Source organism: Glutamicibacter uratoxydans, assembly GCF_006539925.1.
GTDB lineage: Bacteria > Actinomycetota > Actinomycetes > Actinomycetales > Micrococcaceae > Glutamicibacter > Glutamicibacter uratoxydans.
This window is the reverse complement of sequence record NZ_BJNY01000005.1, coordinates 197,195-218,602: the sequence shown is the minus strand read 5'-3', so window position 1 is coordinate 218,602 and position 21,408 is coordinate 197,195. Positions and strand designations below refer to the sequence as shown.

Below are 21,408 nucleotides of genomic sequence, written 5' to 3'. Positions count from 1 at the left end.
TCGACGGGGACGCAGCCGAGGATGACGGTTTTTCTTCCAAGTGACTTGGTTGAATGATCAAGTTTGTGCCGCCGGGCTGCTTAGCCGGCAATTGGTGCAGCTTATGTGCCACCTGTGAAGGTCGAAGAATCGCGGAATTCGCGAAAAATCATCGATGCTATTGGCTAAGCTTGATGCAGATGACAGTATTCCGCTGACCCAAGGACCCATTGATCTATGGCTACAAATAATTCGCGCCCGTCAAAGGCCGAGCGCACCGCAAGCGCCCGCGAAAAGGCCGCGCAGATGCGTGCCGCCCAGGAAGCCGCGGCAAAACGCAAGTCGCTATTCGTCAAGCTCGGTGTTCTTGGCGCCGTCATTCTGGTAATCGCGCTGGTCGTCACCCTGATTGTCCAGAACAATGACACCAAGGTCGCCGATGCAGGCGCAGTTCCAGCCGGCGGCAACGCGGCCGGAGGCATTCTGGTCACGTCGCCGACCACTGTCGCAGACAAGACCGTCGAGAACGTAGACATCACCAAGCTGCAGACGCCGTCAGAAGTTCCTGCTAAGCCTGAGATGCGCGACCTCACCGTTGGCAAGAAGGGCGAGCCAGTCAACATCACGATGGTCGTCGATGCCAACTGCGTTCACTGCGCCGACTTTGAAGCAACCTACGGCAAGCAGATCAACGACTGGCTGGCCGCCGGCGACGTCACCGTCGAGTACCGCAACGTGGGCTACCTTGACGGTGGTTCGGCAACGAACTTCTCTTCGCGCGCCGCCAATGCGCTGGCCTGCGTAGCCAATGACACCCCTAAGGCCTACATGCCGTTCGTGACTGCGCTGTGGGGCCACTACCAGCAGGGCGAAATGAAGAACGCCCAGCTGGCAGAAATGGCTATTGTCAACGGCGCCAGCAAGGATGTCACTTCGTGCATCGACAAGGGCGAGTTCCGCTCCTTCGTCCAGTACACCACCCAGGTGGCCAAGTACGACGGCGTCGCAGGCACCCCGACCATTGTTGTTCAGGGCAAGGTCGTCGACCTGGCCAGCCAGGACTTCCCAACCACCGTTGAGGCAGCCATCAAGGCCAACAAGAAGTAGGGCAGGCAAGCTCTGGACAGATCGGGGAGATCGGGTAGACTCCCATAACGATCACGCACCCAGACCTGTGGGGCGGAAACCGGCTTTCGGTTTCCGCCCCACAGGCATTTAAAGTCCTCAACGCACCCGCTGGGCTTAATTCGCAGACTTGGCCGGTCATCCGATATTCTTAACCGGTATGCCCCCTTAGCTCAGCTGGCCAGAGCGTCTGTCTTGTAAACTGAAGGTCACCGGTTCGAATCCGGTAGGGGGCTCCAGCAAATCCTCGGAAGCATGTTTTCAACGCATGGATCCGGGGATTTTTTGTTGCTCCAGGCGAGGGTTATTTCGCCTCGCAACCCTGCAGGCAAAGCTAGTCCCGCGGCCGCTGATGAACAGAAGCGCGGCGTCTGCCTTGGCTCGCCCACAGCCGCGGTGCTCGGCATGCCTCTTGGCCAGCGAGGCCGGACATCACGGCCTGCCGCGAATTGACTCACCATGCCGCTGCCAAGAACGCTGTATCGGCGGGCAGCGCCGGTAAAATTGCCTCTAGTTATTCTTGGCCGCCAGAATCCGGCGACCAAGCTCAAGAATTCAAGGAGAACAGTTATGGCCGGTGGCCTAGTAGCCCTGCTCGATGACGTTGCCGCTCTGGTTAAAGTCACCGCAGCTTCGCTGGATGACATCGCCGCCGGCGCAGCTAAAGCCAGTACCAAGGCGCTGGGCGTGGTGGTTGACGACGCTGCAGTGACGCCGCAGTACGTGGCGGGGATTTCCCCCAAGCGCGAGCTGCCGATCATCTGGAAGATCGCCGTGGGATCGATCCGCAACAAGCTGCTGTTCATCCTCCCTCTCGCGCTGCTGCTTTCCACCTTCCTTCCTGTTGCGCTGACCCCGATCTTGATGGTCGGCGGAGCGTACCTGGTCTTCGAAGGCGCAGAGAAGATCCTCGAAGCGGTGGGCTGGATCAAGCACCACGGCTCGGACGAGGAAGGCAAAGCCCGAGATGAAAAAGTCATTATCAATTCGGCGGTACGCACCGACCTGGTGCTGTCTGCCGAAATCATGGTGATCTCGCTCAACGAAGTTGCCGAGCAGACGTTCATCATGCGCACGGCGATCCTGATTGCCGTGGCGCTGTTGATGACAGTCGTGGTCTATGGCGCAGTGGCATTGATTGTCAAGATGGACGACATCGGCCTGCTGCTGGCGCAGAAGCCGCGGCAGTTCTCGCAGAAGCTGGGGCGCGGGCTGGTCAAGGCCATGCCGATTGTCATGTCCATCCTTGGCAAGGTCGGCGTGGTTGCCATGCTCTGGGTCGGTGGCCACCTGCTGCTAAAGGGCCTGGACGACCTGGGCCTGCACACCCTGTACGGCTTCGTGCACCATTTGGAGCTGATGGTGCATGACGCCACCGGCGCCGCCGGTCCGGTGCTGGGGTGGCTGACCAACACTGCGCTGTCCTGCGTTGGCGGGTTCATCATCGGTGCCGTGATCACCGTCATCATGCTCAGCGCCAAAAAGGTGATCCACAAGGCCAAAGGCGAAACCGCACACTAGTGCAGCCGCCTGTGGGCATGGTTCGTGCGCGTAGAATTAGTTGACTATCCAGTTCCCGGCAATATTCCCGGGCCAGGCCAAAGTGTCTGATGCCCGTGGAAAGATCGATGAGTGTTGAACAAAGAAACCACCACCCAGGATGAGGCCTCCCGCCATGCGCGCGGCGCCTACTTCACCCCTGAGCCGGTCGCGCGCTTCATGACCCAGTGGGCCTTGAAGGACTCGGCGCAGCGAATCCTGGAACCCTCCTGCGGCGAGGCGCAGTTTCTTACAGCCGCCCATGATCTGGCCCAGGCTGGTGGGCTGGATCTGAAGCTTTTCGGCGTTGAACTGCACCAGCCCTCGGTTGATGCGGCGCGCGAACGCCTAGCCCGCCACGGCGCCGCCGCCGCCATCACCCACGCGAACTTCTTCCAGCAGCCGGGCACCGCAGACATGGACGCGGTGATCGGGAATCCGCCCTATGTGCGCTACCAGCTGCACCGCGGTGAGGAGCGCCGGCTCTCGCGGCAGGCCGCCCGCGCCGCAGGGGTAGAGCTGAACGAGCTCTCCAGCATCTGGGCCGCCTTCGTCGCCCATGCCACCAGCTTCCTGGCCCCCGGAGCCAGCATGGCGCTGGTGCTGCCCGCCGAGCTGATGTTCGTGAACTATGCCGCCCCGATCCGCCGGATGCTGCTTGAGCGCTTTGCAGAGGTGAACCTCGTGGTGTTCGAGGAGCGGATCTTCGCTGACGCGCAGGAGGAAGTAGTGCTGCTGCTGGCCCGGGGCTACCGCAGCGGCAGCAGCAGGAGCCTGCGCCTGCACCAGTTCCGCAATGCCGCGGCCCTCGACCTGCTCGACGCGGGGATCGAGCATACCCCGGCGGCGCTGGAAGAGCGCTGGACTGGATCGCTGGTCGGACTGGAAGCCCAGGGCATCCTTGCCCAGGCGCTGGCCGCGGCGAATTTTGCGCCGCTGCAGAGCTGGGGCGAGACATCGCTGGGCGCAGTCACCGGCAACAACAAGTGGTTCACGCTCACCGCAGAGCAGGTCCGCGCCCTGGGGCTGGGCGATGAAGACTACGTGCGCATTTCGCCACCGGGCTCCCGCCACCTGCGCGGCCTGGAGCTGGGCTCCGGGGACTGGGCCCGGCTGGAAGAACACGGAGCAGCGACCTATATGTTCAGGCCCCTGGCCCAGCCCACGGCGGCGGCCCTGCGGCACAGCGAGCAGGGAGAGCTGGAAGGCGTAGACCAGGCCTACAAGTGCCGGGTGCGCACCCCGTGGTGGAGGGTGCCGCTGCTCTCGGTCCCGGACCTGTTCATGACCTACATGAATGCGGATACGCCGCGGCTGACCACCAATGAGGCAGGCGTGCACCACATCAACTCGATCCACGGCGTGTACCTCGGAGCCGATGTACGCGAGCTGGGACGCGAGCTGCTGCCCCTGGCCTCGCTGAACACCTTGAGCATGCTCGGCGCCGAACTGGTGGGCCGCTCCTATGGCGGCGGAATCCTCAAGGTGGAGCCGCGCGAGGCGGACAAGCTTCCGGTGCCCGCAGCGCATGTGGTGGCCAAGCATGCCCCGCAGCTGCGGGCTGTCAAAGACCAGGTCCGCGAGCATCTGGCCCATGGGCGCAAGGCAGAGGCCACCGCGCTGGTCGACGAGATTGTGCTCGAGCAGATTCTCGGCCTGGATGCCCAGGCCCTGAAAACTGTGCACCAGGCACGCACGGATATGTTGGTACGCCGCAAGGCGCGAAGTAAGACGGTGAAAAGCTAAACGTGGCAACCCCAGGCGTTGAAAAGACGCTCGCTTTTGCAGAGTTCGACACCACCTTGATGTCTGCACCCAAGGACTCGCCCTGGATTCTCAACGGGGCGGTGACCGACGAGTTCAATCCCTCCTACCAGGTGCTTGAGCGGCTGTTGAGCATTCCTGTGCGCTCCAAAGCGGCCACCCGCTCCGGCCGCTTCGCCCAGGGCGTCGACACCTGGCTGGCCCACGAGCTGCGCCGCGCCGGCTTCGACGCTGACTTGGTGTGGCCGCGCACCGAAGCGCCCCGCGTGCTGTCCAAGGACATCTTGGAACTGCTGCGCAAGCTGCCCGAACGGCTCTCAGAGGAAGTCCACGACGCGATTGTGGCAGGCAAGGCCGGCAGCACTGACGCCCGGATCCTCGGCCGAGCCTATATGAAGCAGACCGACGTGGTGATGACGCACTGGTCCACCGGTCCCGAGCTGCTGCTGAGCACCAAGGCCATGACGTCCTCCTTCGGCAAGAACCTGTCCAACCGCTACGAGGAAGCCTATGGAGATGCCGCCAACCTGCGCGCCCGCTACCCGCTGGCTGCAGTCGGCTTCTTCTTCGTCCAGCGAGCCACCATTTTGGACAGCGAACCGGCGGCCTTCAGGCGCACAGTGGACATGATCCGCAAGCTGCGCGACTTCGGCGACGGGTTCGGCTACACCGCCACAGGGCTGCTGCTGGTGGACTGGGATGAGGACGTGGAAGATCCGGCGGTGCGCTGCGTGCACGGTCCGGTGCCGCAGGACATCGCCGCTCCGCAGTTCCTGAACGCGATGGTCGACGAGGTGCTCAAGGTGACGCCCATCGACCTGCACGAGGCCGCCCGCGCTCGCCGGGCAGGAGAGGTCGCCCCGCTGCCCAGCCACGAAGCGGTGGACGAGCAGCAGGAGGCGCTGTTCTAGAAGGCCGGGACTAGAAGGCCGGGTCTGCGGCGGCGGTGCCGAACCAGTCGTTCTCGGCATCGCTGGATCGCAGGCTCAGCCCCAGCTCGCCTGCCTCGGCCTCGGGGCCGATCTGGATCGAGGGAACCATCGCGGCCATGGCTCCCAGCTCTGCGGGCAGGTCTAGGACCTGTTCCAGCGCGGTTTCCAGTTCCATGGACGGCGCAAGGTCATCAGACGGTACTGGAATGACTGCTTCAATGGCGTCTTCGGAGGCCTGCGGCAGGTTGGCGGCCCAATCGCTGGCCAGCGCGGTGGCGCGGTAGATGAACTTGGTTTGGTCATCCTGCTCGAAGCTGCGCTCCCGCTCCCACAGTTCGGAGCGCTCGTAGTAGGCCCAGGACGCAGGGTTGGCGGAATTGATGATGGTGATGGGCGTGCCGCCGGCGTTGAGCGCGAATTCAAGGCGCAGTGCGGTGACATGCTGGCGAATTCCCATGCGCCGGTAGTCCGGGCGCACAGCCATGGAACCGAGTTCAAGGGCGTCCATGGCACTGGTCGGAGCAAGGATCGAATCATGCACCAGCCCGGCCGCCACCAGCAGCTGGCCGTCGCGCACCGTGACGACGGCGCGGGCGCGGTCCATCTTCTGGTGCCAGCGGTCATCGACCAGTGGGTAGAGGGTCGCTAATTCCTCACGCTCAGCCCCATTTGGAGACAGCGGTGACAAGGTAAAAGTCAGGTTTTCAAACACTGGGTACGGTCCTATAAAGCTAAGAACGAACGAAAAAGAGGCTTTGCTTCCCGGCGGTAGCCGTTCGGCGGTTTCGTTGGCCTTCAGGGGACCGTTGCCGGCGGCTTCCGGCAGCTTCCTTGTAGGGCCCAGTTTGAGCTCGAAGAGACGAGCTAGAAAAATTATGAGGTCTCAAAGTGCACTTTGACAAGTCGAAACCGACGCCGCGAAGTGAACACCAAATAAACGAAATGGTACTGTTTTTCGGTGCTTGTCACCGGCCAGTTTTAAGCGTTTTCTATACTTCGTAAAAATCACGGTTCCTCGGCCCCTCCAAGCTGGTTTTCAGCCTGCCTTGGACCTTGATTTGGTTGCGGACCGTGATTACCGCTAAGATTATCTAGGTGTTGAGCCGGAAACGGTTGAATGCAAGATGGATCTTTAGCTCAGTTGGTTAGAGCGTTCGCCTCACACGCGAAAGGTCGCTGGTTCGAGTCCAGTAAGATCCACCAAGAAGAATAGAGATTTTGAGGCATCGAGCATTTGCTCGGTGCCTTTTCTTTTACCCGGCTGCTGCCGGCTGCTGTCGGCGATTGCGCGGCAATGCACTCAAGGCCAAGACCTCGCAGTATTGCGGGGTCTTGGCCTTGAGTGTGAAGGGGCGTGCTTAGCTGTCCTCTGCCAGGATCTGGTGGACGAGCGGCTTGACCTCGGTGCCCAGCAGTTCAATGCTCTTCATCAGGTCTTCGTGGGGCAGCGATCCTGCCGAGTATTTGATGTCGACGCGGGACAAGCCAAGCTGCTTGGCGGCCTTCGCCATTTTCTTTGCCACGGTTTGCGGGCTGCCGGCCATCATTGCCCCATCGGGACCCATGGCTGCCTGCAGGCGCATCCGGCTGACCGGAGGCCATCCGCGTTCCGAACCCAAGCGGTTCATGGTCCGCTGGTAGTGCGGCCACAGCTTTTCCAGCGCCTCTTCATCGCTCTCGGCGACCAGGCCGTGGAAGTGCGCGCCAACCGGCTGTTCGGGCTGGCCGAACTGCTTGAGTGCACGGTGGTAGAGGTCGACCAGGGGTTCGAAGCTTGAAGGCTGCCCGCCGATGATGGCCAGGAACAGCGGCAGGCCGTGGCGCGCGGCGCGGATGACCGACTGCGGGCTTCCTCCGACGCCCACCCACGTCGTCAGCGGCTTGTCTTCCAAAAGCGGGTAGACCTGCTGGGCATCCAGGGCGGCGCGGTGCTCGCCCTGCCAAGTGACTGGCTTGCCGTGGCGCAGCTGGGCGAGCAGGTCGAGCTTCTCTTCGAACAGCTCCTCGTAGTCCTCGAGGTTCAATCCGAACAGCGGGAAGGACTCGATGAATGAGCCGCGGCCTGCGATGATCTCGGTGCGGCCGTTGGACAGCGCGTCCAGTGTGGCGAAGCGCTCGTAGACGCGCACCGGGTCGTCGCTGGAGAGCACAGTGACGGCGGTGCCCAATTTGATGTTTTCGGTGGTGGAGGCCAGCGCCGCCAAAACCGTTTCGGGGGAAGAGATTGCGTAGTCGTCGCGGTGGTGCTCGCCGATGCCGAAGAAGTCCAGGCCTGATTCTTCGGCCTTTTGGCCTTCGGCCACCACATTGCGGATGACCTGTGCGTGGCTCAATGGCGTGCCGTTCAGGTCCTCGGTGATGTCTCCGAATGTCTCTGCGCCAATCTGCGGCAGCTTTGTGCTGGTGCCCATTGCGTCAACCTCTCGTTTTACATGCATATGCATCTATATGTTCTGCCTGTGACAACCAAGACGTCATCGAAACTATTCCCGAGGCGCAATCGGGGCTAAATGTGTTCGGGGATACGCAGGGATTTGACAGGTTCCCCCAGCAACTTCCTGAAGTCCAGTTGTATCGTTTTTACATGGGACAACAAACGCCTCGTGGAGAGTGATCTGTGGCGCAGGAAAACAAGCAACAGCGGCCGGCTGGCAAGCCGCGCACGGGAGAAGATCCGGCACCAGCAGTTGGTGCACTGCCACGAATTACCACCAAGGAAATCAAGCTCGGGCAGGTCGACCAGCCGGTTGTCCAAGAGGCGCCGATGTCATTCGAACTGCCGCTGAATACTGCCATGAGCGCGAACGTCGCGGCGGCTGACATCACCGACATCGAGTCGCGCACCGGCCAGGTCCACACCAATGAAGACGGCGTGACCCTGGTGCCCACCAGGGCCAACCCGGTGGCGCGCAGCCTGCTGGCAAAGATGTGGGTCTCCACCACGCCGCCGACCCAGGCGCTGAACATCGTTGACCGTCTGCAGGGCACTCCCTATGCCAACCCCAAGGTCAACACCGAGCAGGATGCCTCGGCCCGCCGCACCATGGAATTCGCCCTGGACCTGGGCGAGACGCTGATCCGCTACGGCGCCGGCGCGCTGGAAGTGGAGACCAGCGTCATTGCCGTCACCGCCGCCCTGGGGCTCAGCCACCTGGACGTGGACATCACCAACCAGTCCCTGCACCTGAACTACAGTCCGCCGGATGCCGAAAGCTACTCGATCCTGCGCGTGGTGCGCTCCTCGACCTCCAACTATGCGGGCCTGGTGCTGGTGCACCGGCTGGTGTCTGACATCATCGCCGGCGGCGTCTCGCGCTCCGAGTCGGCCAAGCGGCTGAAGAAGATCACCCGCCAGCCAAAGCCATTCCCGCGCTGGGTCGTCTCCTGCGGCAACGCGGTCTTCGCGGCGGCGTTCGTGCTGTTTATCGGCGGATCTTGGTTGGGCGCCCTGGTCGCCATGGCATCAGCCTCGATCGTCTCCCAGGTGGGGCGCTATGGAGCTAGGTGGAGGGTGCCCGAATTCTTCACCATCGCGGCCTCCAGCTTCGTGGTCACCGGCATCGCGCTGGTCAGCTACCAGTTGAAGGCGCCCATCGATCCGGCGCTGGTGGTTTCCGGCGGCATCCTGCTGCTGCTTCCCTCCAGCAGATTCGTCTCTGCATTGCAGGACGCGATCAACGGCTTCCCGGTCACTGCGGTGGGCCGCCTGTTCTCCGCAGGCCTGATCTATACGGCCATCGTGGCAGGCATTTCCGCGGCCCTGGTGATCTCCTCGGTGCTCGGCGGGGAAGTGGTCGACGTCCACCAGATCGACAAGGTCGAATATCCCGCATGGCTGCTGATCATCCTGGTGGCGGTGGCGATCATCGCCGGCTCGGTGACAGAGCAGACCTCGGTCAAGCTGCTGCTGCCCACCGCCGCCATCGCGGTGCTCGGCTATTTGGTGCAGCTGCTCTGCGATTCCATCGGCCTGGGCCCGCGCGCCATCCCCGCGGTGGTCGCAACGGTGATCGGCTTCGCCGCCCGGTTTGCGGCGGACAAGCTGCGCTCGCCGCAGCTGGTCATGGCGGCTCCGGCGGTCATGTTCCTGCTTCCAGGCTTGATGATCTTCCGCGCCATGTACGGGATCGTCTTCGAGGTCGAGGACATGTCGCGGGGCCTGGTCGAGATGTTCAACGCCTTCGCCATCATGCTCTCCATCGCCGGCGGCGTGGTCTTCGGCGACACCCTGTGCCGTCCGCTGACCTCGCGGGCGCGGCGCGAACGCAAGTCGATCCGCCGCCGCTAGGCCTGAGGGATCTTCCAGTCAATCGGCTGCTCGCCTGCCTCGGCGAGCAGCCGATTGATCTTTGAGAAGGGCTTGGAGCCGAAGAAGCCGCGCGAAGCGGAGAGCGGAGAAGGATGTGCGCTGGCCAGCTGCGGCATCCGGTCCATCAGCCCCGCCATCTTCTGCGCATGTTTTCCCCAAAGCAGCGCCACGGGCGGGTTCGGGCGTTCATTCAAGGCGGCCACCACTGCCTCGATCACCTGCGTCCAGCCGATCTTCAGATGCGCGCCGGCGTTTCCGGCGGCCACTGACAATGCCTGGTTCAGCAGCAGCACGCCCTGGCGGTGCCAGCTGCTCAAATCTGCGTGGGCCGCCTTGGCGATGCCAAGATCCGCCTCCAGCTCCTTGTAGATATTCGCCAGCGAGCGCGGCAGCGGGCGCACCGCTGCATCCGCGGCAAAGGCCAAGCCGATGGCATGGCCCACCGTCGGGTACGGGTCCTGCCCGATGGCGACGACCCGCACCTCGGCCAGCGGCAGCTGCAGTGCGCGGAACATCACCTCGGGGGCCGGCAGCAGATGCTCGCCGGCGGCGCTGCGCCGCGCAAGCTCCTCGGCAATGCCGGCCAGCAGCTGGTCCAGCGGCTCCAACACCGGAACCCAGTCCTCGGCGATAAATCGCTGATCTGCCATTGATTGGGCGCCGAAATAGAAGGGGAAGTCCGAGGCTTTGTATACCGGGGTGCCGGCTGGATCGCTGAGATCGAAAAGTGTTGACTGGGAGTTGTCCATGTGACCCATTCTGCCGTTTTCTTGACTGCTTTCGGTGGCGGCTTCGGCATGGTGCAGGTGTGTTGGTTAGAATGTCGGTGGTATGTCTGCCCAGGGCGGACCGTACCGCAAGGCCGAAACCCGGCTGGAACATGGATTATGGAACGAGGTGTGAACGCATGGCCGAGGACGAAGTGCTGGTGGATTTCGTGATGAATCCCGATTCGGAGCTCGATGAGCGTTCCCAGCAGATCCTAAACATGGAAAAGTTGTGGTGGAAGTACGCCGGGGCCAAAGAACAAGCGATTACCAAGCAGTTCTCCATGTCGCCGACCAACTACTACCAGCTGCTCAACCAGCTGATAGAAACCGACGCGGCGCTGGCCTACGACCCGATGCTGGTCAAGCGACTGCGGAGAAACCGCTCTACCAAACGTCGTGTCAGCGGAACAACGGCTGCCGGGCGATAAATCCCGGAAGCCAGCCGCGGCCAGTCAGACCTCGAGCAAGGACAAGAATGACCAACTACCCACGTGACGAATTCGATCGCGTACCGGAGTTTAATACCCGTGTGGGCTCGCACCATGCCCACGGTTGGGCGCAGTCTGCTGCCTCCAAGGCCCCGGGCGGCAAACTGCGTTGGGTAGTGGTGGCGGCCGTCGCCGTCATCATCGTAGGTGCCCTTGCCTATTTCTTCGGCCCGGCAGGCGGAGCACCGCTGGTTTCCGGAAGCACTCCAAGCTCTACCCAAAGTGCACAGCAGACTCAGGAGTCGCAGCAAACTCAGGATGCGCAGCAGACCGATGCCGCCGGAGAAACCCAAAGCGCCGATCCTACCGAATCCGAAAGCCCAAGTGAGACCGAGAGCCCTTCGCCGAGCATGAGCGTAGATGACGCGGATGTCCTCTTTGGCCAGCTGGTCGGCGTCTACAACGGCTCGACCACTTTGGGCGCAGCATCCCAGGGACAGGCGGCGCTGGCAGAAGCGGGCTTCACGAACATCGTCACGGGAGACTGGACCAAGTCCTCGCAGACCACTGACATCTACTACACCACCGAGGCCTACCGGGCCACCGCAGAGAAGATCGCGCTGACCCTGGGCGTGGACAAGGTGTACCAGACCTCGAACATTCCGAACCGCGTCACCGTGGTGATGGGCTCGGACAATGTGTTGAGCGGGCAGTAGCCCCAGTCTGGGAGAACTCTTCGCTGTGAGCCGACCGGCTTGCACTCGCAGGGCGAGAGTGCCAATATTTGTATTAGCACTCATGCGCTGCGACTGCTAACGCCGGTCGGCTTTTGCTCATCTTCTGGGCAGATTCCGGACCGCTGGCACCCGCAGCGTACGGAGCGTGAAGAATACCTCAGATAGCGAGAGCTGAAACGGTGGTCGGCCCGATGCCGCACCGGGGCACTCGTCCGTCGCGGGCGCTGTCTGTCGGTTGCATTTTCGCAAAATCGTCCCCGAAAGGACCTTAAGCCACTATGGCCAAGATGATTGCATTTGACGAGGAAGCACGCCGCGGACTTGAACGCGGCCTGAATACCCTTGCCGACGCCGTAAAGGTAACCCTGGGCCCACGCGGCCGCAACGTTGTTCTGGAAAAGAAGTGGGGCGCCCCTACGATCACCAACGATGGTGTTTCCATCGCCAAGGAGATCGAGCTGGAGGACCCTTACGAGAAGATCGGCGCAGAGCTGGTCAAGGAAGTTGCCAAGAAGACTGACGACGTCGCTGGCGACGGCACCACCACCGCAACCGTTCTTGCACAGGCACTGGTCAAGGAAGGCCTGCGCAACGTTGCTGCAGGTGCCGACCCAATCGCACTGCGCCGCGGTATCGACAAGGCTGTAGAAGCCGTCACCGCTGAACTGTTCGCAGCCGCCAAGAAGATCGAGTCCAAGGAGCAGATCGCTGCTACCGCTTCGATCTCCGCTGGCGACACCGAGATCGGCGGCCTGATCGCTGAGGCTCTGGACAAGGTCGGCGAGCAGGGCGTTATCACCGTTGAAGAGTCCAACACCTTCGGCCTTGAGCTGGAGCTGGCCGAGGGCATGCGTTTCGACAAGGGCTACATCTCCGCATACTTCGTCACCGACGCTGAGCGTCAGGAGACCGTGCTGGAGGACCCATACATCCTGATCGTCAACTCGAAGATCTCCTCGGTCAAGGACATGGTGACCTTGCTGGAGAAGGTCATGCAGTCGAACAAGTCGCTGCTGATCATCGCCGAAGACGTTGAGGGCGAGGCCCTGGCCACCCTGATCCTGAACAAGATCCGCGGTCTGTTCAAGTCCGTGGCGGTTAAGGCTCCAGGCTTCGGTGACCGCCGCAAGGCCATGTTGACCGACATCGCGATCCTGACCGGCGGCCAGGTTGTCTCCGAGGAGATCGGCCTGTCCCTGGACAACGTGGGTCTGGAAGTTCTGGGTACCGCCCGCAAGGTCGTTATCACCAAGGACGAGACCACCATCGTTGAAGGCGGCGGCGAAGCCGACGCCATCGAAGGCCGCAAGGCCCAGATCGCAGCCGAGATCAAGAACACCGACTCGGACTACGACCGCGAGAAGCTGCAGGAGCGCCACGCAAAGCTCTCCGGCGGTGTTGCAGTACTGAAGGCCGGCGCAGCCACCGAGGTTGAGCTCAAGGAGCGCAAGCACCGCATCGAAGATGCTGTGCGCAACGCCAAGGCAGCAGTTGAAGAGGGCATCGTCGCCGGCGGCGGCGTTGCACTGATCCAGGCTGGCGCAGCTGCATTCGCCAAGCTGGAGCTGGAAGGCGACGAGGCTACCGGCGCGAACATCGTCCGCGTTGGCATCGAAGCACCGCTGAAGCAGATCGCACTGAACGCCGGCCTGGAGCCAGGCGTTGTCGCCGACAAGGTCAAGGGTCTGGCTGCTGGCCACGGCCTGAACGCCGCCACCGGCGAGTACGTGGACCTGCTGGAAGCTGGCGTCAACGACCCAGTGAAGGTGACCCGTTCGGCTCTGCAGAACGCTGCCTCGATCGCAGCACTGTTCCTGACCACCGAAGCTGTTGTAGCAGACAAGCCAGCACCTGCCGGCGCCGCTCCCGCCGGTGACGACATGGGCGGCATGGGCGGAATGGGCGGCTTCTAAGCTTCCCGCTCGCTCGGCACCATGTCGATCAGCTACACCGAAGGCCCGTTCCCATGGAACGGGCCTTCGGGCGTTTAATGCCGAGAGACGTTTAGAGCCAGGTTTTCAGCAGGTCAATTTCGGCACTGAGATTGGCTCGGGCGGCAGCCTCCCAGCGCTCGGCGCCGCGCTCCGTGCTGTAGATCGCCGGCTTATCCAGCAGCGAGCCGAGGATGCGGATTCTTCCCTTGGCCAAATCGGTTTTTGCGTAGTGCGCGTACTCGCAGTAGATAGCATCGGCATAGCGCTGGTAGGCAGGCGCCGGACGGGCCAGGACCTCAAGATCTGCATCGCAGAAGATGCGGCCCAGCTTGTCTGATTCCTGAGGGTTGTGCCCGGCTGTGAGCAGGATCAGCTGGCTGACCTTGGCAACAGCTTCTTCGGAGAGAATCCCGTTTAACCGCTCCCGCGCAAGGATCGCAGACTTCGCCTCATCCTCGGCGGTCGCCTCATAAACTGCATCGTGGAACCAGGCTGCTAGCTGCAGTAGCATCAGTTCTTGGCCGTTCACCAGCCCCTTGGAAAGCCAATCAATGGCTTCGAGAGTTGAAAGCAGATGTACCCGGTCGTGGTAATGCCGGTGCTCTTGAGACCACAGGGATAGCAGCTGCCGTCCCAGGGCCGGCTCGGGCGGCATGGTCCTCGCCCATCGGCGCGCCAGGATGACGTTGAGTTTTTCCGGTCGATATTTTGCAGGAACTCGCAATCCCGAAGAGATCAGGGCCTTGACCAGCTCATTGGCGGTCACTTCCAGCGCACCATCGGCCACCAGCTGGGCATAGCGTTCTCGAGGCACATCGTAGTGGTCCCGGTCGAAGGCCCGCTGGGGAAGGCCCTGCACCGCAGCAAAGTCATGCAGCTCTGCCAACGAGGTATCGGAAACCAAGTGGGAGAAAAAAGTGCCGTGCGCGGGCCACAACGGCGGATCAATCAAAATTCCCATAAGGACAAGCGTACGTGTTTCTAGGCAGTCCACAACCTCATATTTCGGCAAACATTTGGAGACAATAGTGGAACTTGATGTAACAGTGCTTAGGGCAAAAATAAAACTTTGCGGAATGATTTTCTTCGGATAGATTGATCGTTAATCATTTATCGCTTTTCGCATGGCAAACGAGGAATCTGAGTTTATTGAACTCGGAAAAACTACGAGGTTGTGCACCTTCTTTTTGGGGAAAAGGAAAACTATGTCGCCTAAGGCCAGCACTTCTCTGCTCTCGGCAGCAGTGATCTCGGGAATGCTGCTCGCCGCAGCTCCCGCACAAGCCGCAGAAACTGAAACTGTCGACCAGTCAGTGACCAGCGGCGTTGCAGAAACTTCTGCCGGTACCGCTGTCGTTGAAAACGCTGCTCAACCAGTGCTCGATGCAGCACCCGTAGATACTGCTCCAGCCGCCGGTGAAACCGTTGCAGAGCCAGCCGCTCCTGCCGAGCAGGATGCCACGGAAGAGCCTGGCGTTGAACCGGCTCAGGACGAGGTGGCCACCGAAGAAGCTCCGGCTGCTGAGGATGAGGCCGGACAGGACGCTGCCGCCAGCGACGCCGTTGACGCAGCCGATGAAACTGAACTTGCTGATGAACCGGCAGTAGTCGATGACGCGACTGATGTGCAGGAAGAGACTCCGGCGGAGCCCAAGCCTGCCACCGATTCACCGATCGACGCCCTTGAGGATGAAGAAGTCAGCGAGCAGGATCTTGACGAAACTGCCTTCTGGGAAGACATCGCCGACCGCCTGCCAGAAGGCAGCGAACAGTGGGACGACACCCAGTGGGAAGAATTCTTCGCCACCGATGAAGGCCGTCAGGTGCAGTTCGAGTACATCGCGTTCCTGCTGGACAACGTTAGCGACGCCGAGTATGAAGAGCTGCTGGGGCTGCTGGAAGAGAACTTCGACGATGAATGGCTGGATGCCTTCGCCAGGTTCTACTTCGGTGAAGACACCGATGAAGAGACCGGCACTGATGGCACCGAGCAGAAGCCTACCGAGTCTGAGAAGCCGGTAGAAACCAAGAAGCCTGTGAAAGAAAAGGAAGCTGAGATCCAACCTGCAGGCAACGTGGACAAGAAGCCAGTGGCAGAGAAGAAGGACGAAGCCAAGCCCCAGGCCTCCAACGAGGATGAGCTGGCCGACACCGGCTTCGATTCGCTGGCAGTGGGCGGCCTCGGAGCTCTGCTGGCGCTCTCCGGCGCATTTGTCGTGGCACAGCGCCGCAAGAACGCCACCAAGTAGTTCTTAGGCCAATGGCCGCTGCATCCCTGAAGAATTTCGGAGATGCGGCGGCCATTTGCTTTGTCCGCGGCACTGCACCAGAAGCTGGCGGCTAGTATCGGAACAGCGACGTGTTGACCTGTTCGACTTCCTCGTATTGAGCCGAAGCATGGTGCAAGGCTGTGGCGATGTTTCCCAGGGCTTCTTCAATACGCAGGTGGGTTGAGCGCCATTCGGCCACGATCGACTGGAACGAGGCGGCGGCGGAGCCCTGCCAAGTGCTCTGCAGCTGATCGAGGTTGGTCTGCATGGTGGAAACTTCTGAACGCAGCCGGTCGATGGTGTTCATGACAGCTTGGGACTTTGCCTGCATTTCGGCGGTGTTTGTTGAGAAGGTGCTCATGGCTTCTTCTGACCTTTCATCGGGGTTGATGTTCTAAAGGTAAGAATGGATGCCGCTGATGTGTCTGGCGCCGCCGCCGTTTGTGGAGAACTTGTTCAGGAGTTCAGCTGCGGCGGTTCGGAATCGAAATCGTCGTCATCGGCATCGCGGGGCTCGGGCACCGGGACGTAGGGCAGGGAAATCGACATGGTCGCGCCTCCACCTTCGGTCTGCGACAGCGCAACCGATCCGCCATGCTGCTGGACAATGGCTGCGACAATGGCAAGGCCCAGACCGGAGCCACCGGTTTCCCGCTGGCGCGAGCTGTCGGCGCGGTAGAAGCGCTCGAAGATGCGCTTGGCCTCGTCCTGGGGGATTCCGTGCCCATGGTCCCTGACCTCCAGCACGGCGTCAATGGCCCCGGCAACGAGTGAACGGACGCCCACCGCAATTTCAATGGGGGTTCCCTCAGGGGTATATCGCAGCGCGTTGGTCAGCAGGTTCGCGATGACCTGGCGGATGCGCGCATCATCGCCTACGGTGCTGGCAGGACTTGGCTGGCTGGAGAAGAGGCCGACGAGCTTGACCTCGCGGTCCGGAGCCCTGACCTTGGTGTCCTCCACCGCATCCTGACCCAGAACCAGCAGATCAACGGTCTGCTTCTCCAGCGGGCGCTGCTCGTCGAGGCGTGCGAGCATCAACAGGTCTTCGACCAGCTGCGCCATGCGCTTTGATTCAGATTCGATGCGCCCCATGGCGGAGTCCAGCGCTTCCGGATTGGCCAGGCCGCCGTGGCGGTAGAACTCGGAGTATCCCTGGATCGTCACCAGCGGGGTGCGCAGCTCGTGCGATGCATCTTGGATGAAGCGCCGCATCTTCTGTTCGGAGACTTCGCGGTCGATGAAGGCTTTCTCGATCTGCGCCAGCATCGAATTCAGAGAGCGCGACAATCGGCCGACTTCTGTCTCTTCCGGGTAGTCGCTTACGCGTTGGGACAGGTCGCCGGCGGCGATCATTGAGGCAGTACGCTCAACCTTGAGCAGGGGCTTGAGCGACCGGGTGGTCAGGGCATAGGCGATCATGGACATGACAAGCGCTGCGAGCAGGCCTGTGGAGAGAACCAGTACGGCGGCCTGCTGTGCTGTGTTGTTCACCGTGTTCAAGGGGATGGCCAGGAACAGGTTGAGATTGCTGCTCTTCAACGGCATGACCATGGTCCGCCACCCGGCGGAATTGGAGGTGAGCCCGGGAAGCGTCACCGGCTGCTTGGGCGTTTCCAGCAGTAGGTTGATGTTTTCAATGTTCAGCAGCGGGGAGTCCGAGGCGGAGCCCAGCGAAACACGGGAGCGCGGCATGATGTAGACGATCTTGCCGTCCTGGTCGCGAATGTCTGCATAGGAGCTGTTCAGCCCAAGAAGCGTCGGGTCGAAGTCCTGGAGCCCGTTGGAGTCGTCGTCGTTGTCCAGCGAGTAGAGATAGGCCTTGGACAGGCCCAGCCCCATGGTGGGGCCGGCGCTCTTCAGCTGCGCATCGATTTGATTGGTCATGGAGATGCGCAGCGTGTGGGCTGAGCCGGCTGCGGTGGCGATGATTGCCACAATCATCAACACAAACATCACTGCCACCAATTTTGTGCGCAGCGTAGTGCGTCGCCAAAGAGAACGAATCGACTTCATGAAACGACTTTAGAGCCCCTATGCAGAGTTCGAAGGTGGTTAGCGGCGGTCAGGGGTGCGCATCAGGTAGCCCACGCCGCGCTTGGTCTGGATCAGTGCAGGCCATTCGGGACGGTCGACCTTGCGGCGCAGGTAGGAAATGTAGGACTCGACGATGGACGCATCGCCGTTGAAGTCGTACTCCCACACGTGGTCGAGGATCTGCGACTTGGACAGCACCCGGTTCGGGTTCATCATCAGGTAGCGCAGGAGCTTGAACTCGGTGGGGGAGAGGTCGATGATTTCTCCGGCGCGGCGGACCTCGTGGGCGTCGTCATCCAGCTCCAGGTCTGCAACGACGATGGTCGCGTTTTCCTCTTCACCCGAGGAGGTGCGGCGCAGCACCGCACGGATGCGGGCTACTACCTCGTCGAGGCTGAACGGCTTGGTGACGTATTCGTCGCCGCCCACGGTCAGCCCGGTGACCTTGTCTGTGGTGTCGTCTCGGGCGGTCAAGAAGAGCACTGGGAAGTGGCGTCCGGCGGCACGCAGCTTGCGGGTGATGGTGAAGCCGTCCATGTCTGGAAGCATGACGTCTAGGACTGCCAGGTCGGGCTCTTCTGCTTCAACCGCAGCCAATGCATCACGGCCGTTGGCGGCGGAGACTACTTCGAATCCTGCAAAGCGCAGCGATGTGGAAAGCAGCTCGCGGATATTCGGCTCGTCGTCGACGACTAGAAGTTTTGCTTCTGGGGTTTTAGCACTCATGAACCCTAGTGTGCACAAGAAGTCTGGGAGTCGCCTGTACGTATGCTGGGGCGCTAGCTTAGGTGTTGCGGCGCTTGATGATATTGCCGATAACAACCACTGCGGCCAGAAGGAAGGCCACAGGAAGTCCCCAGACGCCAAGTGCCATGACGGCGCGAGGAATGGCGATCTGCTGGAAGTAGAGCACCAGCGTGGCTACCAGGGACAGTGCCGAAAGGACCGCAATCACGATCGCAACGCGGGAAACAATGCTCAGAGTTAAAGATGAAGCGCTCACGGATACCAACTTTACCGGCCGCTGCTGTGACACGAGCGTGCAGGGGCCTGTGAAGGCTAAAGGTGATTTTGGGTCCTAATGAATGACATAATCAAAGGTAAACGACTTGATTCGTCTCCATACGTTGAGCACCCGGGCAAAGCATGCGAAAACCGGCCGACGGCTCCGCGGAAGCGAACACACGAGAATGCATGGCGCTGAGCAGGCCTCGGCCATGTTGCTAAGTACGAGAATGAACGAGGTATAAGGACATGCCTACCGGCAAGGTTAAGTGGTACGAGAAGTCCAAGGGATTTGGCTTCATCACCGCAGAAGACGGCAAAGAGATTTACGTCAACGCAGCAGCGCTGCCTGATGGAGTCCACGATCTGCGCCCAGGCACGCGGCTGGAATTCGGCGTCGCTGAAGGACGCCGCGGCCCCCAGGCACTGAGCCTGCGCCTGCTGGAATCCGCTCCGTCGGTAGCGCGCGCCAAGCGCAAGAAGCCTGAAGCAGAAGCAGTTGTAATTGAAGACCTGATCAAATTGCTGGACAGCGTTTCCAATACCTTGCGCAACGGGCGATATCCTGAACAGGCATACGGCAAAAAAGTTGCTACCGTGCTGCGCGCGGTAGCCGACGATCTGGACGCATAAATAATGGCCCGTAAACCTAAGTTGGACACCATCCTCGCTGATGCAGTTGATGCTGCGCGGCAGTCCTTGACGCAGATTGCTACCGAGGCTGAGATCGGCGAGTACCTCGGAGCGACGGCCGAAGGTGAGCGACTTGTCACCCATAGATTTGTCTCCCATAAGAAGGGGTACCAGGGTTGGACCTGGTTCTCGACTCTCGCACGGGTTCCACGGGCCAAGACTAAAGATTTAACGGTTTGTGAAGTCGGAATCGTTGCCGGGGAAGGCTCGCTTTTGGCTCCAGCCTGGGTGCCATGGGCTGAACGCCTTGCCAAGGAAGAGATCGAGGCCGCCGCGGCCGCTGAGGCTGCCCAAGAAGAAGGTGCGCAACCGCAGGCAGAAGGCGGCGAAGCACCAGCCGAGCAGCCATCGGACACTTCAGCCAATGAACAGGCTGCAGAAGCCGAGGCGGTGTCGGATGAGGAAGAAGCCGAGGCTGGAAACGAGCCAGAGCTGGCCGATGCCCAGGAAGAGGAACAAGTCCAGGCTCCCAAGTCGCCGGCTCGCCGCCAGGTGCGCCGCCGGCGTACCGCGCAGCGCACCGCTGCGCGACGCAGGGCAGCGCAGCGCAACAGGGCTCGCAAAGACAGCTAAACATTGCGGCACAGTATTAAACAGTCAGGGCCTCCGGAAAGAATCCGGAGGCCCTGACTGTTTAATTTCTGCGGCCGTCGGCTTAGAGCTGTTCGATCACGAAATCGATGCAGTCCAGCAGGGACTGGACGTCCTGCGGATCGATGGCGACGAAGGTCGCGATGCGCAGCTGGTTGCGGCCCAGTTTGCGGTACGGCTCCACATCCACCACGCCATTGGCACGCAGGGCCTTGGCAATGGCCGCGGCATCGACTGAATCGTCGAAGTCAACGGTGGAAATGACATTTGAGCGGTGCTCTGGATTGGCAACATAGCAAGAGGCCACCGATGAGGCCTCGGCCCATGCGCGGATCTTGCCGGCAGATTCAGCGGTGCGCGAAGCTGCCCACTTCAGTCCACCGTTGGCATTGATCCACTTGATCTGGTTGTCCAGAGATACCAAGGTGGTCAGTGACGGGGTGTTGTAGGTCTGATTCTTCAGTGAGTTATCAAGGGCAGTCTTCAGATTCAAGAAGTCAGGGATCCAACGATCGCTGGCTGCGATTTCTTCGATGCGTGCGATAGCGGCGGGGGACACGAATGCCAGCCACAGGCCTCCGTCGGAGGCAAAGTTCTTCTGTGGTGCGAAGTAGTAGACATCGGTTTCGGCAAGATCCACATCCAGCCCGCCGGCTGCGCTGGTGGCATCAATGACTACCAAGGCGTCTTCGTTGGCGCCCTCGACGCGCTTGACCGGAGCCGCGGCACCGGTCGAGGTTTCGTTGTGAGGCCATGCATAGAGATCCACGTCAGCCTCGGCGACCGGCACCGGCACGGTGCCAGGCTCTCCGACAATGATGGATGAGGCAGCCAAGAACGGGGCCTTGTCCGTGGCCTTGGCAAACTTGGAACCGAATTCACCAAAGGAAAGGTGCTGGGCCTTGTTGCGGACCAGGCCGAATGCTGCGGCGTCCCAGAATGCGGTAGAACCGCCCACACCCAGCAACACCTCGTAGCCTTCCGGCGCGTTGAACATTTCCTTCAGTCCGTCTTGGACCGAGGCCACCAGGTTCTTCACCGGAGCCTGTCGGTGGGAGGTGCCCAAGAGCTTGGATCCTGCATCCGCGATTGCCTGAACTTGCTCTGCGCGAACCTTGGAAGGGCCGGCGCCAAAGCGGCCGTCGGCTGGCAGGAGGTTTACCGGAATGGTGATTTCTGTGCTCATCGTGCTCCTCGATAGCGATTGTGTGAAGTGCTGAAGGCGTCAACTGCCCAGATGGAATAACTGCGCAGGCTTCAGGCGTTTCACTTGATATCTTCGCAAATTGCGAGGG

At 61.3% G+C, this 21,408-nt stretch carries 20 protein-coding genes and 2 tRNA genes; 13 read left to right on the top strand and 9 right to left on the bottom strand.

Features of this window, described 5'->3' with window-relative positions:
• The first annotated feature begins 216 nt into the window (after window positions 1-216).
• The 5 genes from AUR04nite_RS05640 (at window position 217) to AUR04nite_RS05620 (ending at window position 5,318) form a co-directional block, all read left to right on the top strand.
• Complete coding sequence (locus AUR04nite_RS05640; protein ID WP_141362831.1) at window positions 217-1,086, top strand: DsbA family protein; 870 nt, start codon at window positions 217-219, stop codon at window positions 1,084-1,086.
• A 180-nt stretch (window positions 1,087-1,266) separates the two neighbouring features.
• Window positions 1,267-1,343, top strand: a tRNA-Thr gene (locus AUR04nite_RS05635).
• Between the two features lie 331 nt (window positions 1,344-1,674).
• Window positions 1,675-2,625: a DUF808 domain-containing protein gene (locus tag AUR04nite_RS05630; protein WP_141362829.1), complete on the top strand. Its 951-nt coding sequence runs from the start codon at window positions 1,675-1,677 to the stop codon at window positions 2,623-2,625.
• A gap of 111 nt (window positions 2,626-2,736) precedes the next feature.
• Window positions 2,737-4,389 carry an HsdM family class I SAM-dependent methyltransferase gene (locus tag AUR04nite_RS05625; protein WP_246055386.1) on the top strand — a complete coding sequence of 551 codons (1,653 nt, stop codon included), beginning with the start codon at window positions 2,737-2,739 and terminating at the stop codon, window positions 4,387-4,389.
• Window positions 4,390-4,391: 2 nt separating this feature from the next.
• Window positions 4,392-5,318: a hypothetical protein gene (locus tag AUR04nite_RS05620; protein WP_141362827.1), complete on the top strand. Its 927-nt coding sequence runs from the start codon at window positions 4,392-4,394 to the stop codon at window positions 5,316-5,318.
• Window positions 5,319-5,328: 10 nt separating this feature from the next.
• Here AUR04nite_RS05620 and AUR04nite_RS05615 read toward each other — a convergent pair whose 3' ends face one another.
• On the bottom strand, window positions 5,329-6,051 hold the full coding sequence (locus tag AUR04nite_RS05615; RefSeq protein WP_141362825.1) for a GNAT family N-acetyltransferase: 723 nt from the start codon (window positions 6,049-6,051) through the stop codon (window positions 5,329-5,331).
• Window positions 6,052-6,465: 414 nt separating this feature from the next.
• Here AUR04nite_RS05615 and AUR04nite_RS05610 point away from each other — a divergent pair.
• A tRNA-Val gene (locus AUR04nite_RS05610) sits at window positions 6,466-6,542 on the top strand.
• A 155-nt stretch (window positions 6,543-6,697) separates the two neighbouring features.
• Here AUR04nite_RS05610 and AUR04nite_RS05605 read toward each other — a convergent pair.
• Window positions 6,698-7,750: an LLM class flavin-dependent oxidoreductase gene (locus AUR04nite_RS05605; protein ID WP_141362823.1), complete on the bottom strand. Its 1,053-nt coding sequence runs from the start codon at window positions 7,748-7,750 to the stop codon at window positions 6,698-6,700.
• Between the two features lie 206 nt (window positions 7,751-7,956).
• On the opposite strand from AUR04nite_RS05605, the gene AUR04nite_RS05600 reads away from it, so the two are divergent.
• On the top strand, window positions 7,957-9,627 hold the full coding sequence (locus AUR04nite_RS05600; RefSeq protein ID WP_141362821.1) for a threonine/serine exporter family protein: 1,671 nt from the start codon (window positions 7,957-7,959) through the stop codon (window positions 9,625-9,627).
• Here the strand turns inward: AUR04nite_RS05600 and AUR04nite_RS05595 are convergent.
• Window positions 9,624-10,397 (bottom strand): uracil-DNA glycosylase, encoded by a 774-nt coding sequence (locus tag AUR04nite_RS05595; protein WP_170184104.1) that lies wholly within the window; start codon window positions 10,395-10,397, stop codon window positions 9,624-9,626. The genes AUR04nite_RS05600 and AUR04nite_RS05595 overlap by 4 nt on opposite strands.
• A 158-nt stretch (window positions 10,398-10,555) precedes the next feature.
• Between AUR04nite_RS05595 and AUR04nite_RS05590 the strand changes: the two genes are divergently transcribed.
• From AUR04nite_RS05590 to groL, 3 genes are all read left to right on the top strand, one after another.
• A complete protein-coding gene (locus tag AUR04nite_RS05590) occupies window positions 10,556-10,846 on the top strand; it encodes a DUF3263 domain-containing protein (RefSeq protein ID WP_141362819.1) in 291 nt (96 codons plus the stop codon).
• Between the two features lie 47 nt (window positions 10,847-10,893).
• A complete protein-coding gene (locus tag AUR04nite_RS05585) occupies window positions 10,894-11,562 on the top strand; it encodes a LytR C-terminal domain-containing protein (protein ID WP_141362817.1) in 669 nt (222 codons plus the stop codon).
• Between the two features lie 299 nt (window positions 11,563-11,861).
• A complete protein-coding gene (gene groL, locus AUR04nite_RS05580; protein WP_141362815.1) occupies window positions 11,862-13,496 on the top strand; it encodes a chaperonin GroEL in 1,635 nt (544 codons plus the stop codon).
• A gap of 91 nt (window positions 13,497-13,587) precedes the next feature.
• Here the strand turns inward: groL and AUR04nite_RS05575 are convergent, their stop codons facing one another.
• Complete coding sequence (locus AUR04nite_RS05575; protein ID WP_141362813.1) at window positions 13,588-14,478, bottom strand: DUF4031 domain-containing protein; 891 nt, start codon at window positions 14,476-14,478, stop codon at window positions 13,588-13,590.
• A gap of 244 nt (window positions 14,479-14,722) precedes the next feature.
• On the opposite strand from AUR04nite_RS05575, the gene AUR04nite_RS05570 reads away from it, so the two are divergent.
• On the top strand, window positions 14,723-15,766 hold the full coding sequence (locus AUR04nite_RS05570; RefSeq protein WP_141362811.1) for a hypothetical protein: 1,044 nt from the start codon (window positions 14,723-14,725) through the stop codon (window positions 15,764-15,766).
• Window positions 15,767-15,857: 91 nt separating this feature from the next.
• Here AUR04nite_RS05570 and AUR04nite_RS05565 read toward each other — a convergent pair whose 3' ends face one another.
• From AUR04nite_RS05565 to AUR04nite_RS05550, 4 genes are all read right to left on the bottom strand, one after another.
• Complete coding sequence (locus AUR04nite_RS05565) at window positions 15,858-16,148, bottom strand: WXG100 family type VII secretion target (protein ID WP_141362809.1); 291 nt, start codon at window positions 16,146-16,148, stop codon at window positions 15,858-15,860.
• A 95-nt stretch (window positions 16,149-16,243) separates the two neighbouring features.
• Complete coding sequence (locus AUR04nite_RS05560; RefSeq protein WP_246055384.1) at window positions 16,244-17,743, bottom strand: sensor histidine kinase; 1,500 nt, start codon at window positions 17,741-17,743, stop codon at window positions 16,244-16,246.
• A 99-nt stretch (window positions 17,744-17,842) separates the two neighbouring features.
• Window positions 17,843-18,550 (bottom strand): response regulator transcription factor, encoded by a 708-nt coding sequence (locus AUR04nite_RS05555; RefSeq protein WP_141362805.1) that lies wholly within the window; start codon window positions 18,548-18,550, stop codon window positions 17,843-17,845.
• Between the two features lie 58 nt (window positions 18,551-18,608).
• Window positions 18,609-18,827 (bottom strand): hypothetical protein, encoded by a 219-nt coding sequence (locus AUR04nite_RS05550; RefSeq protein WP_141362803.1) that lies wholly within the window; start codon window positions 18,825-18,827, stop codon window positions 18,609-18,611.
• 251 nt (window positions 18,828-19,078) lie between these two features.
• Here AUR04nite_RS05550 and AUR04nite_RS05545 point away from each other — a divergent pair, with 251 nt between their 5' ends.
• Window positions 19,079-19,462 carry a cold-shock protein gene (locus AUR04nite_RS05545; protein WP_141362801.1) on the top strand — a complete coding sequence of 128 codons (384 nt, stop codon included), beginning with the start codon at window positions 19,079-19,081 and terminating at the stop codon, window positions 19,460-19,462.
• Window positions 19,463-19,465: 3 nt separating this feature from the next.
• Entirely contained in the window at window positions 19,466-20,095 is a 630-nt protein-coding gene (locus AUR04nite_RS05540) for a DUF3027 domain-containing protein (protein ID WP_141362799.1), read from the top strand.
• 82 nt (window positions 20,096-20,177) lie between these two features.
• Here AUR04nite_RS05540 and serC read toward each other — a convergent pair whose 3' ends face one another.
• Entirely contained in the window at window positions 20,178-21,299 is a 1,122-nt protein-coding gene (gene serC / locus AUR04nite_RS05535; RefSeq protein ID WP_141362797.1) for a phosphoserine transaminase, read from the bottom strand.
• Window positions 21,300-21,408 lie beyond the last annotated feature (109 nt).

Excerpts from the sequence above, each read along its gene's own strand:
- AUR04nite_RS05605 (WP_141362823.1), bottom strand. The coding sequence starts at position 7,750 with ATGGGCACCAGCACAAAGCTGCCGCAGATTGGCGCAGAGACATTCGGA.
- AUR04nite_RS05555 (WP_141362805.1), bottom strand. The coding sequence starts at position 18,550 with ATGAGTGCTAAAACCCCAGAAGCAAAACTTCTAGTCGTCGACGACGAG.
- AUR04nite_RS05585 (WP_141362817.1), top strand. The coding sequence starts at position 10,894 with ATGACCAACTACCCACGTGACGAATTCGATCGCGTACCGGAGTTTAAT.
- AUR04nite_RS05640 (WP_141362831.1), top strand. The coding sequence starts at position 217 with ATGGCTACAAATAATTCGCGCCCGTCAAAGGCCGAGCGCACCGCAAGC.
- AUR04nite_RS05630 (WP_141362829.1), top strand. The coding sequence starts at position 1,675 with ATGGCCGGTGGCCTAGTAGCCCTGCTCGATGACGTTGCCGCTCTGGTT.
- groL (WP_141362815.1), top strand. The coding sequence starts at position 11,862 with ATGGCCAAGATGATTGCATTTGACGAGGAAGCACGCCGCGGACTTGAA.
- AUR04nite_RS05575 (WP_141362813.1), bottom strand. The coding sequence starts at position 14,478 with ATGGGAATTTTGATTGATCCGCCGTTGTGGCCCGCGCACGGCACTTTT.
- AUR04nite_RS05595 (WP_170184104.1), bottom strand. The coding sequence starts at position 10,397 with ATGGACAACTCCCAGTCAACACTTTTCGATCTCAGCGATCCAGCCGGC.
- AUR04nite_RS05540 (WP_141362799.1), top strand. The coding sequence starts at position 19,466 with ATGGCCCGTAAACCTAAGTTGGACACCATCCTCGCTGATGCAGTTGAT.
- AUR04nite_RS05570 (WP_141362811.1), top strand. The coding sequence starts at position 14,723 with ATGTCGCCTAAGGCCAGCACTTCTCTGCTCTCGGCAGCAGTGATCTCG.
- AUR04nite_RS05560 (WP_246055384.1), bottom strand. The coding sequence starts at position 17,743 with ATGTTTGTGTTGATGATTGTGGCAATCATCGCCACCGCAGCCGGCTCA.
- AUR04nite_RS05590 (WP_141362819.1), top strand. The coding sequence starts at position 10,556 with ATGGCCGAGGACGAAGTGCTGGTGGATTTCGTGATGAATCCCGATTCG.
- AUR04nite_RS05565 (WP_141362809.1), bottom strand. The coding sequence starts at position 16,148 with ATGAGCACCTTCTCAACAAACACCGCCGAAATGCAGGCAAAGTCCCAA.
- serC (WP_141362797.1), bottom strand. The coding sequence starts at position 21,299 with ATGAGCACAGAAATCACCATTCCGGTAAACCTCCTGCCAGCCGACGGC.
- AUR04nite_RS05545 (WP_141362801.1), top strand. The coding sequence starts at position 19,079 with ATGCCTACCGGCAAGGTTAAGTGGTACGAGAAGTCCAAGGGATTTGGC.